General features: G+C 63.2%; 16 protein-coding genes. 3 read left to right on the forward strand and 13 right to left on the reverse strand.

Annotated elements, in window-relative coordinates; genetic code table 11:
* The 3 genes from AO057_RS18200 to rsmA form a co-directional block, all read left to right on the forward strand.
* The coding region (locus AO057_RS18200) for an LPS-assembly protein LptD (protein WP_240480727.1) at nucleotides 1-917 on the forward strand (917 nt) is incomplete at its 5' end.
* Between the two features lie 4 nt (nucleotides 918-921).
* Entirely contained in the window at nucleotides 922-2,298 is a 1,377-nt protein-coding gene (locus tag AO057_RS03575) for a peptidylprolyl isomerase (RefSeq protein ID WP_057674341.1), read from the forward strand.
* Complete coding sequence (gene rsmA / locus AO057_RS03580; RefSeq protein WP_057674342.1) at nucleotides 2,295-3,053, forward strand: 16S rRNA (adenine(1518)-N(6)/adenine(1519)-N(6))-dimethyltransferase RsmA; 759 nt, start codon at nucleotides 2,295-2,297, stop codon at nucleotides 3,051-3,053. Before AO057_RS03575 ends, rsmA begins: the two co-directional genes overlap by 4 nt.
* Before the next feature lie 60 nt (nucleotides 3,054-3,113).
* On the opposite strand, the gene AO057_RS17690 is transcribed toward rsmA, so the two are convergent.
* From AO057_RS17690 to AO057_RS03640, 13 genes are all read right to left on the reverse strand, one after another.
* Nucleotides 3,114-3,269 carry a hypothetical protein gene (locus AO057_RS17690; RefSeq protein WP_156404460.1) on the reverse strand — a complete coding sequence of 52 codons (156 nt, stop codon included), beginning with the start codon at nucleotides 3,267-3,269 and terminating at the stop codon, nucleotides 3,114-3,116.
* 47 nt (nucleotides 3,270-3,316) lie between these two features.
* The gene (locus AO057_RS03585) at nucleotides 3,317-3,718 is read right to left on the reverse strand and encodes a barstar family protein (RefSeq protein ID WP_057674343.1); all 402 of its coding nucleotides are present in this window, start codon (nucleotides 3,716-3,718) and stop codon (nucleotides 3,317-3,319) included.
* 36 nt (nucleotides 3,719-3,754) lie between these two features.
* Nucleotides 3,755-4,147: a guanyl-specific ribonuclease gene (locus AO057_RS03590; RefSeq protein ID WP_057674344.1), complete on the reverse strand. Its 393-nt coding sequence runs from the start codon at nucleotides 4,145-4,147 to the stop codon at nucleotides 3,755-3,757.
* 154 nt (nucleotides 4,148-4,301) lie between these two features.
* Complete coding sequence (locus AO057_RS03595) at nucleotides 4,302-6,608, reverse strand: NADP-dependent malic enzyme (protein WP_057674345.1); 2,307 nt, start codon at nucleotides 6,606-6,608, stop codon at nucleotides 4,302-4,304.
* A gap of 190 nt (nucleotides 6,609-6,798) precedes the next feature.
* Nucleotides 6,799-7,047 carry a DUF2061 domain-containing protein gene (locus tag AO057_RS03600; RefSeq protein WP_057674346.1) on the reverse strand — a complete coding sequence of 83 codons (249 nt, stop codon included), beginning with the start codon at nucleotides 7,045-7,047 and terminating at the stop codon, nucleotides 6,799-6,801.
* Nucleotides 7,048-7,143: 96 nt separating this feature from the next.
* A complete protein-coding gene (locus AO057_RS03605; RefSeq protein ID WP_240480728.1) occupies nucleotides 7,144-7,965 on the reverse strand; it encodes a phosphate/phosphite/phosphonate ABC transporter substrate-binding protein in 822 nt (273 codons plus the stop codon).
* Between the two features lie 137 nt (nucleotides 7,966-8,102).
* Entirely contained in the window at nucleotides 8,103-8,759 is a 657-nt protein-coding gene (gene soxX, locus AO057_RS03610; protein WP_057674348.1) for a sulfur oxidation c-type cytochrome SoxX, read from the reverse strand.
* A 15-nt stretch (nucleotides 8,760-8,774) separates the two neighbouring features.
* Nucleotides 8,775-9,578, reverse strand: coding sequence for a sulfur oxidation c-type cytochrome SoxA (gene soxA, locus AO057_RS03615; RefSeq protein ID WP_057674349.1), 804 nt, complete (start codon nucleotides 9,576-9,578; stop codon nucleotides 8,775-8,777).
* A 32-nt stretch (nucleotides 9,579-9,610) separates the two neighbouring features.
* On the reverse strand, nucleotides 9,611-9,922 hold the full coding sequence (gene soxZ, locus AO057_RS03620) for a thiosulfate oxidation carrier complex protein SoxZ (RefSeq protein WP_205629993.1): 312 nt from the start codon (nucleotides 9,920-9,922) through the stop codon (nucleotides 9,611-9,613).
* Nucleotides 9,923-9,975: 53 nt separating this feature from the next.
* Nucleotides 9,976-10,431, reverse strand: a complete 456-nt coding sequence (gene soxY / locus AO057_RS03625; protein ID WP_057674350.1) for a thiosulfate oxidation carrier protein SoxY — start codon at nucleotides 10,429-10,431, stop codon at nucleotides 9,976-9,978.
* A 38-nt stretch (nucleotides 10,432-10,469) separates the two neighbouring features.
* The gene (locus AO057_RS03630; protein ID WP_057674351.1) at nucleotides 10,470-10,916 is read right to left on the reverse strand and encodes a DsrE family protein; all 447 of its coding nucleotides are present in this window, start codon (nucleotides 10,914-10,916) and stop codon (nucleotides 10,470-10,472) included.
* A gap of 50 nt (nucleotides 10,917-10,966) precedes the next feature.
* Entirely contained in the window at nucleotides 10,967-11,536 is a 570-nt protein-coding gene (locus AO057_RS03635) for a hypothetical protein (RefSeq protein WP_057674352.1), read from the reverse strand.
* An 18-nt stretch (nucleotides 11,537-11,554) separates the two neighbouring features.
* Nucleotides 11,555-12,109, reverse strand: a complete 555-nt coding sequence (locus AO057_RS03640; RefSeq protein WP_057674353.1) for an RNA polymerase sigma factor — start codon at nucleotides 12,107-12,109, stop codon at nucleotides 11,555-11,557.
* Nucleotides 12,110-12,172 lie beyond the last annotated feature (63 nt).

Consider the following 12,172-nt stretch of genomic DNA (forward strand, 5'->3'; position numbering starts at 1 on the left):
CGACCTACAGCCTGGACGGCGGCCTGGTCTTCGAGCGCGATGCCAGCTACCTGGACCGGCGTTTTCGCCAGACCCTGGAGCCGCGTCTGTTCTATGTCAATACGCCCTACGTCGAACAGAACCACCTGCCCAACTACGACTCGGGCGTGACCGACTTCAACTTTGCCAGCATCTATGCGGAAAATGCCTTTGTCGGCAACGACCGCATTGCCGACAACGATCTGCTGACGGCCGGCCTGTCCAGCCGGCTGCTCGACTCGGACAACGGTGCCGAGATTGCGCGCGTGGGCATTGCGCAGCGTTTCCGTCTGGCCGACCAGCGGGTGACGCTGCCTGGCGGCACTCCGGCTGCCAAGGGCATCAGCGATATCCTGCTGGGGGCTGGCCTGCTGGTCGACCCGCGCTGGTACCTGGACAGTACGGTGCAGTACAACCCGACCACACAGAAATCGATACGCTCCACAGTCTCGGCCCGCTATAACCCGGGGCACTACCGCGTGCTCAACCTGGCCTACCGCTTCCAGCGCGACCTCAGCGAGCTGGTGGACATCGGCTGGCAATGGCCGATCAACGACCTATGGGGGGACCGCGGGCAGGACCTGGGCGCGGGCCGTGGCCAGGGCGCGGGCCGCTGGTACAGCGTCGGACGCCTGAACTACAGTCTGCAGGACAGCAAGCTGGTCGATTCGATCATCGGATTTGAGTACGATGCGGGTTGCTGGCTGGGGCGCGTCGTGCTGGAGCGCCTGCAGACGGGTCTGGTTTCGTCCAATCAGCGTCTCATGTTCCAGCTCGAATTCGTCGGTTTCTCGCGGCTGGGCATCGACCCCCTGCAGACGCTCAAGAACAATATCCCGCGCTACCAGTATCTGCGTGAGCAGGTCACCGCGCCCAGCCGATTCAGCAATTACGATTGAACCCATGACGAGCTTCCGATCTCCGGTCCTGATCCTGGTGGCCATGACCTGCCTGCCTGCCTGGTCCCAGGGCCTGCGCTCCCCGGGTGCTCCGGCCACCTCATCCGCCCTCGTGCCTCCGGCTGCGACGGTGCTGGTGCCGGGCATACGCGCTGCCGACTTCATCGTTGCCGTGGTGAATGCCGAGCCCATCACCAATCTGCAGGTCAGTGCCGAGGTCGAACGCATCCGGCGGCAGCTGACCGCACAGCGTCAGCCTCTGCCGGATGCAAGAGAGCTGGCACGCCGGGTGCTGGATCAGCTGATCAGCGAGCGAGTCCAGCTGCAATTGGCGCGCGAACAGGGCATCAAGATCGACGAGCCGTCCATCGACCAGGCCGAGCAGTCCGTGGCCAGCCAGAACCAGATGACCGTCGAGCAGCTTCGACGTCAGCTGGAGCGTGAGGGCACGGATCCCCGGCGCCTGCGCGAACAACTGCGCGACCAGCTCCTGCTGACCCGTCTGCGCGAGCGTGAAGTGGACCCGCGTGTGCGCATCAGCGATATCGAGGTCGAGCAATACCTGACCGAGCAGCAGGAACGCAGCAACGATCCCGCCAGCCAGCAGATCAACATGGCCCATCTGCTGGTGGCTGTGCCTGAGGGTGCTGGCGAGCAACAGCTGGTCGAGCTCGAGGCCAGGGCGCAGCGCGCGTTGCAGCGCGCCCGTGCGGGCGAGGATTTTGCGGCGCTGGCACGGGAATTCTCCGATGCGGCCGATCGCACCAATGGCGGCCAGCTGGGCCTGCGCACGGGCGACCGCTACCCGCCCCTGTTTCTGGAGGCCACGCGCATGCTGGCGCCCGGCGACGTGACCGGGCCGGTGCGCTCGGGCGCCGGTTTCCACATCATCAAGCTGCTGGAGCGGCGTCTGCCCGGCCTGCCGCCGACCACCGTGACGCAAAGCCGCGCACGCCACATCCTGCTGGTGCCCAGCACCCAGCTGGGCGAGGCCCAGGCCCGCGACAAACTTAACGATTTTCGGCGGCGCATCGTGGCCGGCGAGACCGATTTCGCGACGCTGGCGCGCCAGAATTCGCAGGACGGCAGCGCCGCCCAGGGCGGCGACCTGGGCTGGGCCAGCCCAGGCATGTTCGTTCCCGAGTTCGAGCGGGTCATGGACCAGCTGGCGCCCAGCCAGATCAGCCAGCCCCTGATCTCGCGCTTCGGCGTGCACCTGATCCAGCTGCTGGAGCGCCGCAATGCCACCCTGAGCGCGCGCGAGCAGCGTGAAATGGTGCGCAATATGCTGCGCGAGAAGAAATACGGCGAGGTTTATGACAACTGGGCGCGGGACGTGCGTGCGCGTGCCTACGTGGAGCTGCGCGAAGCGCCACAATGAAACATATTCCGCGCAAACGTTTCGGCCAGCACTTCCTGTCCGACGACGGCATCATTGACGGCATCGTGCGGGCCATTGATCCACGCCCCGGGCAGGTCATGGTCGAGATCGGCCCGGGCCTGGCGGCCTTGACGCAGCCGCTGGTGGAGCGACTGGGCCGCTTGATCGTCATCGAACTGGACCGGGACCTGGCCGGGCGTCTGCGCACCCATGCGCAGCTCGACGTCGTCGAGTCCGACGTGCTGAAGGTGGATTTCACGCAGCTGGCCCAGGCGCAAAACACACAGAAGCTGCGCGTGGTGGGCAACTTGCCCTACAACATCTCCACACCCATCCTGTTTCACCTGCTCGAGCACGTGGCCGTGGTCGAGGACCAGCATTTCATGCTGCAGAAGGAAGTCATCGACCGCATGGTGGCCGCACCATCGACATCCGACTATGGCCGTCTCAGCGTCATGCTGCAGTGGCGTTACGCCATGGAAAACGTGCTGTTCGTACCGCCCGAGAGCTTCGACCCGCCGCCGCGCGTGGACAGTGCCGTGGTGCGCATGGTGCCCCATGCTCAGCCGGCGGCGCTGGATGTGAAGCGCCTGGAGCAACTGGTGCAGGTGGCCTTCAGCCAGCGGCGCAAGCTGCTACGCCACACCCTGGGGCGCTGGCTGGAGGAAAAAGGGCTGTCCGGCGACTTCGACCTGCAACGCCGCGCCGAGGAAGTGCCCGTTGCGGAGTATGTGGCGCTGGCGCAGCGCAGCTGAGCTGGTCTCGAAAAAGAAAAGGCCCGTCGCAGACGGGCCTTTTTGCTGGGGTGAGCCGGATCAGGCGGCAGCGAGCCAATAACCTGCGTTGAAAGGGCTGCTCATGCGCAGCGCCAGCGGCGACACGTCGAGCAGCTTGTCGGTCGGCATCTTCTCGCCGCCGTCCTCATTCAACTCAATCCCCACCGGGGCGGCTTCGCTCGCGACGCCTTCCACCTTAGCCTCGTTCGCCCGTTCTGCTTGGCTGGTTTGTGCAGAACGGGCTACAGAAAAGAATAGAAGCACCGGAATGGTACCTTGCGGTCATTCCAGTAGTCCGCGGCGTCGCGGAAGATGTCGAGCAGCTGCTCGCGTGCTTCCTTGTCGAACTTGGCGTTGGCCGGGATGTGCTCGAGCACGGCAATGAAGCCCGGCTGCGGTCCCGACTTGTGCAGCGGGTCCGTCAGGCAGTCATACAAGGCATCGAAATTCTTGCCGACGTTGGCCGGCAGCATGAACTGCTGCGCGATCAGATCCAGAACATCCTGCCTGGACTGGGCCTGGGCCAGGTTGGCATACAGGAAGTGGTGCCCCAGGCCCTGGGCAGCCTCCTGCAGATCCGACACCCTGAAGGCACGGATCGACTGAACGATATTGGTTCTTACAGTACGAAGTGGTGTATCCATCCCCGCGTCACTTTCTTGGCTAAAACACGATTCGATTCAGGGCACGATCTTGCGAAAGCTCGCATAGTGATCGGCCGTGTAATAACAGACTTCCGGCGTCGTCGTCGGGCCACCACACACAATCCGGCGAGTGCCCCGATTGCGTGCACCAGGTGTGGGCACGGTGTATTCGCGGTAGTAGCCGCGCTTGTGGGCCGGGAGCAAACGCTCGCGGTTGCCAAATACCGTGCCATCCTTTTCGTACGCAAACGGGCCGCCCTGGAAAATCTGGCGATACGTTTGCGCCCCCTGGCTTGGCAGTTCCGCCACCGACATCGTCATGGGCGTGTCCGCCGGTGCCGGGCCTCGGGCCCTGACGTCCGTGGACACACAGGCTAACGCTAGCAAAAAGCCAGTAAGTACCAACTTGATGCCGGAGCTACGTGCCATGAGTCGAGTTTGTTATTACTCTCCGGGTAAACCCGGAAGATTCAAGCCCGAGAGTGTCGCCGATCTGGTCTGAAAAAGCAAGGGCCTGCCCAATAAATAGGCAGGCCCTTGCTTTGGTAAAGACGAGTAAGTTGGTGGTCGCTTTCGCCCGGGATCAGCGTGACGCGTTGGCGTCGGCCACGGTCAGCGCCGTCATGTTGACGATGCGGCGCACCGTGGTGCTGGCAGTCAGGATGTGCACCGGCTGGGCCGCGCCCAGCAGCACCGGGCCAATGGCGATGTTGCCGCCAGCCGCCGTCTTGAGCAGGTTGTAGGCGATGTTGGCCGCATCGATATTGGGCATGACCAGCAGATTGGCCGGCCCATTGAGTGTGCTGTTGGGCATGATGGCCTGGCGGGCCACGGCGTCCAGGGCCACATCACCGTGCATCTCGCCGTCCACCTCCAGCCAGGGTGCCTGCACACGCAGCAGGTCCAGGGTCTGGCGCATCTTGACGGCGCTGGGCTGGTTGCTGCTGCCAAAGTTGGAGTGGCTCAGCAGGGCGGCCTTGGGGCGCAGGCCGAAGCGCATCATCTCCTCGGCCGCCATGATGGTGATCTCGGCCAACTGCTCGGCGCTGGGATCGTAGTTGACGTGGGTGTCGAGGATGAAGAGCTGACGGTCCGGCAACAGCAGGCCGTTCATGCAGGCGTAGGTGTTGACGCCCGCACGCTTGCCGATGACCTGGTCGATGTATTGCAGGTGCATGGGGTTGGTGCCCCAGGTGCCGCAGATCAGGCCGTCCACATGGCCCTTGTGCAACAGCATGGCGCCGATCAGCGAAAGGCGACGGCGCAGCTCGATCTTGGCGATGGCCACGGTCACGCCCTTGCGCTCGGTCATGCGGTGGTAGGTCTGCCAGAAATCGCGATAGCGATCGTCGTGCTCGACGTTGACCACGTCATAGTCCTGGCCCTCCTTCAGGCGCAGGCCGAACTTCTCCACACGCTGGGCAATGATGGCCGGACGACCGATCAGGGTCGGGCGCGCCAGGCCTTCGTCCACCACGATCTGTGCGGCGCGCAGGATGCGCTCTTCTTCGCCCTCTGCATAGGCCACGCGCTTCTTGGCGGCTTTCTTGGCGGCCATGAAGATGGGTTTCATGGTGGTGCCCGAGGCATACACGAAGGCCTGCAGGCGCTCGCGATAGGCCTCCATGTCGGTGATCGGGTTCTGGGCCACGCCGCTGTCCATGGCCGCCTGGGCCACCGCCGGCGCGATCTTGATCATCAGGCGCGGGTCGAAAGGCTTGGGAATCAGGTAGTCCGGGCCGAAGGACAGCTGCTCGCCAGCGTAGGCCGCGGCCACCACTTCACTCTGTTCGGCCTGGGCCAGTTCCGCCATGGCGCGCACGGCCGCGACTTCCATCTCGGGGGTGATGGTCGAGGCACGGGCATCCAGCGCACCGCGGAAAATGTAGGGGAAGCACAGGACGTTGTTGATCTGGTTCGGGTAGTCGGTGCGGCCCGTGGCCATGATGACGTCGTCACGCGCGGCCTTGGCATCCGCGGGGTCGATCTCCGGATTCGGGTTGGCCAGCGCGAAGATGATGGGCTTGGCCGCCATCTTCTTGACCATGTCGGTCTTCAGCACGCCGCCAGCGGACAGGCCCAGAAAGATGTCGGCGTCAACGATGACATCGGCCAGCTTGCGGGCGTCGGTCTTCTGCGCGTAGCCGCGCTTGTCCTCGTCCATCAGTTCGGTGCGGCCTTCGTAGACCACGCCGGCCAGGTCGGTGACCCAGATGTTCTTGCGCGGCATGCCCAACTTGACCAGCAGGCCCAGGCAGGCCAGGGCGGCAGCACCGGCGCCGGAGGTGACCAGTTTGACCTGTTTGATGTCCTTGCCAGCGACCTTCAGGCCGTTGAGCAGGCCGGCCGCCACCGTGATGGCGGTGCCGTGCTGGTCGTCGTGGAAGACCGGAATCTTCATGCGCTCGCGCAGCTTGCGCTCGACGTAGAAGCAGTCCGGCGCCTTGATGTCTTCCAGGTTGATGCCGCCGAAGGTGGGCTCCAGCGCGGCGATGATGTCGACCAGCTTGTCCAGGTCGGTCTTTTCGTCGATCTCGATGTCGAAGACGTCGATGCCGGCGAATTTCTTGAACAGCACGCCCTTGCCTTCCATCACCGGCTTGGAGGCCAGCGGGCCGATGTCGCCCAGGCCCAGCACGGCCGTGCCGTTGGTGATCACGCCGACCAGGTTGCCGCGGCTGGTGTATTTGTAGGCCGCGGCCGGATCCTTGACGATTTCCTCGCAGGGAGCGGCGACGCCGGGGGTGTAGGCCAGGGCCAGGTCGTGCTGGTTGACCAGCTGCTTGGTGGCGGCGATGGCGATCTTGCCGGGGGTGGGGAACTCGTGGTACTCGAGGGCAGCGCTACGCAGTTGCTCGCGCTTGTCGTTGGACGACGGGGTGCTGGACATCAATCAACTCCTGCTGCAGGCCTGATTTGTGATGGGGCCGGACGGCGCGGTCATTCGCACTCCCCGTCCCAACGGTCTGCTTCTATGGGGAATCGGATTGTAGACCTCGAAAGCCACGGTTCTGGTCGGGCCACCGGGAAAAGGGCTCTCGGTTTTTACGTATATGCAAAACCGGCGAGTCCGGTCTGGCTCAAGTTCCTGCAGGCTCGGCGTCTGCCAAAGAGGTGGTCCGATTTGGCGGGGAGCCACGCTCCCAGGCTTTCTCATGCAGGAAGAAAGCCACGGCCTGCACCGTCGGCTCCAGCAGGCTCAGCGTGAAGGCCATGAGCAGATCGCCGGTCACGGCATAAGCTACTGCGCCGGCGACGGTGATGTGGACCAGGTAGTAGCTCGCGGTTTTCTTGAGCGTGAGCAGATTGGCGCGGGCGAAGTCGGCCATGACAGCATCTCCAAAAAGAATGGAGTTGGCTGTTATGGTAGTTTTTATCTATTTTTCAGGCCAATTGCTTTTCCCAAAGGTGGGCATAGAAACGGCTTACTTCTCAAGCCAATCGAGCAGTGACTTCATCCGTTCTTCCGCACCGGTATCAAAAGCCGCGATGCCGATGCGCTGCAGGATTTCGGGCCCCCCGGGCTTTTCCGGCACAGAGGCCAGCGACATCTGGATGGCCTTGAGCTGCTCGGGCTTGAACTTGCCGTGCGCCACTAGCGGGAAATAAGGCTGGACCACGCTGCTGTGCAGGATGCGGAAACCATCCTTGTCCAGTTTCTTCGCGGGTCCGGAGTAGGAGGCGATGGCACCGACGTCGGCAAACTTGTTGTCCATGTAGAAGGTGACGGCCGCCTGCTCGCGGACGTATTGCACGTTTTCTTTCGCGAGGTCGATGCCGCGGTCGCGCAGCTCGGCACGGCAGAAACGCGACATGTAGGACACCTGCTCGGGCATGACGAAGCGCTTGCCGCGCGCATCAGCCAGCGTCTTGAGCGGTGAGTTATTGGGCACGACGATGAGACACTGGCCATCCGGCTTGGCGTTGGCCAGATAGTGATAACCGTAGTCGCGCATGCCACGTGCCGGGTAGTCGCTCGGGCGAGCCATCACGAAATCGAACTTGCCCTCCTTCATGCCGGATTCCAGGGTGGCGAACTCGCGTGCGAACACCACGCTCACCTTGGTTTTCAGCACGCCACCGATGAGGTTGGCCAAATCCTGGTACTTGGAGATCACGCGGCCATGATCGAGCCCGCCGGAAGTGCCCTCGCTGATGGCCAGCACAAGCTGGGACTGGGCGCGGGCCGCCCCGCTGAAGACAAAGGCGGCCATGCAGAAAACGGCCAGCATATGAAGCAAACGCATCGTGAATCCCCAACAACAAGTCAAACCGGCTTTCGTGCGAAGCCGTGTTTTTAGTTTAAGGCGGTGCAGGGCGCAGAAGGTAAGCGTTGGAAACAAACAAGCCCTCCCGCCGAGGCGAGAGGGCTGGTCCCGGGTGCTTACTGGTTGACGGGCGACTTGGGGTCGAGCAGCAGGGCCATGATGTGCCTGACCTGCTGTTCGCTCAGGATGCCCTTGTGGCCGGCGCGCGGCATCTGCGAGCAGGCGTTGTAGGCACGTGCGTTCCAGATCTTGCCCCAGGTGTACTGGATGATGGCCGCCGACTCGGGCGCATACAGATCCTTCACGCCACGCATCTTGCCGTAGTTGTACAGGCTCGGGCCCAGCGTGCCGAAGGAGATCTCGGCCTTGCTGATCTGGTGGCAGTTGTAGCAGTTGCCGCCGTTCTCGCTGCCGGCCGCATCACTCCAGGTCATGCCACGGCCGCTCTGGGCGATCTTCTCGCCCTCTTTCCAGTCACCGATGTACTGGCCGCCCGCGGGCCACTTGATGCTGGCGAAGTTGGCCGCCTCGATGGCCTTGGCCGTCTTCTCTTCGATGGGCTGGCCCGCCACGTCGGCCTTCATGCATTCGAGGTTGGCGTCGTCCAGCACCAGGCGGTCGACCTTGGCCTGGCCCTGGTCGCGGAAGGACGCCTTGGCGATGTCCTGGCTCAGCTTGTCGAGTTCGGCGCTGCTGGGCATGCTGGAGCAGCCAGCCACCAGCACGACAGCAGCCACGCCGGCAGCGATGAGGAGTTGGGTCTGTTTCTTCATGGTATCGGTCTCCTCTTAGCGCTTGATGGCCGGGGCAATGTTCTCGGCCCCCTTGGCATTGACACCCATGTAGGCGCCCAGGGCGACGGTGGCGTCGCTGCCAAACAGCGGGTAGGGGAAACGCTGCTGGCGGTAGCAGTCGTTCAGGCGCAGCTGCATGCTCCACATCTGGCCATTGGAGACGCGGTAGGCCGGCCAGGCAGCAAAACCGATGCCGTCGCCCGGGTTCTTGGTCAGGTTGGGCAGGTCCTGGAGGCGGATGCGCTTGCCGTCTTCACCGTGGCAGGAGGCGCAGGAGAAGTCGTGCGTGCCGCTGCGCATGAAGAACAGGCGCTTGCCCACTTCGTACATGACCTTTTCCTGCTGGTGGCTGTTGGGCAGGTTGAACTTCATACCACGCGATTCGGCAGCGATCCAGGTCGCCAGCGCCGTCACGTTGGCCTGCTCGCCGCGCCCGAAGGCCGTCTTGGCGATCTCCGCGCCGTTGAAGCCCTGCAGGGTTTCCATGCAGCTCACCAGGCGGGACTCCAGGTCCTGCACCTTGTTGGTGTCAGCAAAGTGGCGCGGCAGCTCGACAAAAGCCCCCTTGACCACGCCCGGGCCCTTGCCCAGATCACATTTTTCCAGCGAGACGTTCTTCGGCCCACGCTTCTGCTTCCACAGGTCTTCCCCCTTGGCTTCGAACAACTCGGCCGGGTTGCCGTCGGCCAGCATCGCGCGGTATTCGGCGATGCCGTCACTGGCGGATTTCTGGGCCTGAGCACTCACCGCGAGCATTGCGCTGGCGAAAAGCAGGGCCCAAGACTTGGCGTATTTCATAGTCACCTCTTTCTTGGTTATCGGAATCTTGCTCAGGACACCGTGGCTTCGTCGGTACGGCTGTCGCCCTTGTTGTCCTTCCAGGTCACGGCAATCTTGTCACCGGCCTTGGCGCCCTTGACCACAAACTGCATGAACGGGTTCTTGGACACGGCCGGGCCCCACTCGGCGGTCATCACAACCTTGCCGTTGAGAGACGCGCTGACGTCCTGGATGAACCAGGCCGGCACAACCTTGCCTGCCGAGTCCTTGCGTTGTCCGGATTCCATTTCGTGGCTCATGAGTACGCGCACGGTGGCCTTGTCGCCAGCGGCTTGCGCGCGAATGCGCATCGGATCTGCCATTTTGATACTCCTAAATCTGTATGAATACTGTGGGTGGATGGGTCCGTCAGCGCTTAACCGCCGCAGCCGCCCAGCGTGACCTTGACTTCCTTCTTCGCAAAGAAGGCCTTGCCGTCGTTCATGATGGCCACGGCGTACACATCGGAGGACTGCCCCATCTTGGCGCGCGTGGCAAAGTTGGCTTCCACCGCATCGCTCACGTTGAACATGGCCACCATCGCCGCCGGGTTCTTCTCCACCAGGATCAGCATGCGCTTGACACCAGCCAGCGTGGTGCTGGCCGTCAGCGGCACCACCGCACCGTTCTCGGCAATGTCCGGACCACCAATGGTCACGTCCTTGCTCTCCACCGGGGCTCCCGCGCCCAGGGCCTTGGCCACTTCGGCCGCGGTCTTGGCGTCGAAGGCAGCCTTCTCGTAAGCCGCAGCCTGCTGCGGGATCAGGCCGGCAGAGGCCAGCAGGCCCGCCACCACGGCGCTTTGTTTCAGTGTCTCGCGACGAGTTTGCATGTGATGTCTCCTGGTTGAAATGAAAAGCGAGAGAAAAATCAGGGCCGGATATAGGCGTAGCCCTGCTGTTGCTTCTGCATCAGCTCCACGACGCCAGCCGGCACGTAGCCGATGTCAGGCAGCATGTCGGCACGGGTGAGCTTCTGAGCCTTGAGCGTGTTTTCACAAGCGACGATCTGCATGCCGCCCTTGAGTGCCGCGGCAATGCGCGACGCCATCGGTGAATCGCTCTTGAGCATGCCGATGCCCGGACCGTAGACCACGATTTCCAGCGCCACGGTGCTGGCACCCAGATCGTTGATCACGTTCTGCGCATTGTTCAGTGCCAGCCCCCATTTCCCCGGATCGTTGTCGCTGACCTGGATCACCAGCCTGTTGGGCTTGCCGACCTTGTCACTGGCCTGGGCCCGAGAGGTGAAAAAGGCGCTTGCCAGCAGCGTGCCCGCTGCGGCGATGAAACTGCGCTTACCTGTGATCTCACTCATGCTTGTCTCCTGTGGTTTGTGATCTTGGGACCCCGAATGGGGCATGCCTCTCAGGCGGGCGGCTGGGAAAACACGCGATAGGCTACGGTGAGGGCTTTTTTCTTTTCCGAAACCAGGATCAAGGGACGGCCGTCGCGACCTGTGACGACCTGCCAGTAGACGTCGTTCCACCAGCCCTGGCCCTCCTTCAGGCTGACCGGCTGGTCGAAGGCAAAGACGGTGACGATGCCGCCCTTCTCAAAGAAGGTGGTCAAGTGGTAAGCCAGCTTGCCATCGATGTCGCAGGGGCGCATGAGCTGCGGATAGCCCGGGACTGGCTTGTTTTTCTCCAGGCCCAGTTGCGCGAGCAGGGTGGACGACTCCATGAAACTGCCGCGCAGGGTTCGTTCGTAGTATTCGTGCTCGATGGCACCACGCACCAGCTCGTTCGGACGGATGGCCAGCACGCCGCCCAACAGGGTGCCGGCCACGAAAGCCAGCACGCAACAGGTCTGGAGCCAGCGACGCGAGTACCAGGGCGTATGACGGAACAGCGCGCCTGGTGGTTCGCCCGTCTCATAGGCCAGCGAGAGTTCCGCTCGGGCCCGCAGGTCAAAGTCGTCGTCGAGTTTCGGGTGCATGGGTCGGTTCTCTCGGTCTCAGCTCTTGCGCAACGGGGTGACCCGCCTACCGACAGGAGCCGTGGTCTGTTCGCTCTCTCGGGGGGCTTGTGCAGGCATGACCAAGGCGCTTTTGAGCGCATCGCGCGCGCGCGCCAGCCGGGAGAGCACCGTGCCGGGCGCGATTTCCAGGGCTTCGGCAATGAGTGCTGTCGGCATGTCGTCGAAATAATGCAACACCAGGACTTCGCGGTGGATGGGTGCGATACGGCTGAGAGCCTTGACCACGTCCAGCCGGTTGTCGATGCCGGCATCGGCTGCTTCGCCCCACTGGCCTTCATCGCTGTCGTCCAGGGACACCGTGCAGGGCGGCAGGTGGCGGAAGATGCTGCGACGCATGATCTGGAACAGCCACGGCCGCACCAGGGTAAGGTCGCGCAGTTGGTCCCGGTGCTTCCAGGCGTTGGTGTAGCAGTCCTGCACCACATCTTCTGCGACGGCGCGCGATCCCGTCAGCGCCCAGGCGCTGCGCATCAGGAAACGGTAGTGATCACGAACCCACTGGTTGTAGCGGGTTTCAGATGTCAGGAACATATGCAAGAGAGCGCGAAAATGGCTCGTCTATTCCCGGCATATCCGGGAATTTGCTAGGGGTTA

This window comes from Curvibacter sp. PAE-UM (assembly GCF_001432305.1).
Taxonomy (GTDB): Bacteria; Pseudomonadota; Gammaproteobacteria; order Burkholderiales; family Burkholderiaceae_C; genus Hylemonella.

Coding starts and splice junctions, on each gene's coding strand:
- soxZ (WP_205629993.1), bottom strand. CDS start 9,922: ATGGCAGATCCGATGCGCATTCGCGCGCAAGCCGCTGGCGACAAGGCC.
- AO057_RS03605 (WP_240480728.1), bottom strand. CDS start 7,965: ATGCGTTTGCTTCATATGCTGGCCGTTTTCTGCATGGCCGCCTTTGTC.
- AO057_RS03640 (WP_057674353.1), bottom strand. CDS start 12,109: ATGTTCCTGACATCTGAAACCCGCTACAACCAGTGGGTTCGTGATCAC.
- soxX (WP_057674348.1), bottom strand. CDS start 8,759: ATGAAGAAACAGACCCAACTCCTCATCGCTGCCGGCGTGGCTGCTGTC.
- AO057_RS03590 (WP_057674344.1), bottom strand. CDS start 4,147: ATGGCACGTAGCTCCGGCATCAAGTTGGTACTTACTGGCTTTTTGCTA.
- AO057_RS03635 (WP_057674352.1), bottom strand. CDS start 11,536: ATGCACCCGAAACTCGACGACGACTTTGACCTGCGGGCCCGAGCGGAA.
- soxY (WP_057674350.1), bottom strand. CDS start 10,431: ATGCAAACTCGTCGCGAGACACTGAAACAAAGCGCCGTGGTGGCGGGC.
- AO057_RS03575 (WP_057674341.1), top strand. CDS start 922: ATGACGAGCTTCCGATCTCCGGTCCTGATCCTGGTGGCCATGACCTGC.
- soxA (WP_057674349.1), bottom strand. CDS start 9,578: ATGAAATACGCCAAGTCTTGGGCCCTGCTTTTCGCCAGCGCAATGCTC.
- AO057_RS03585 (WP_057674343.1), bottom strand. CDS start 3,718: ATGGATACACCACTTCGTACTGTAAGAACCAATATCGTTCAGTCGATC.
- AO057_RS03595 (WP_057674345.1), bottom strand. CDS start 6,608: ATGTCCAGCACCCCGTCGTCCAACGACAAGCGCGAGCAACTGCGTAGC.
- rsmA (WP_057674342.1), top strand. CDS start 2,295: ATGAAACATATTCCGCGCAAACGTTTCGGCCAGCACTTCCTGTCCGAC.
- AO057_RS03600 (WP_057674346.1), bottom strand. CDS start 7,047: ATGGCCGACTTCGCCCGCGCCAATCTGCTCACGCTCAAGAAAACCGCG.
- AO057_RS03630 (WP_057674351.1), bottom strand. CDS start 10,916: ATGAGTGAGATCACAGGTAAGCGCAGTTTCATCGCCGCAGCGGGCACG.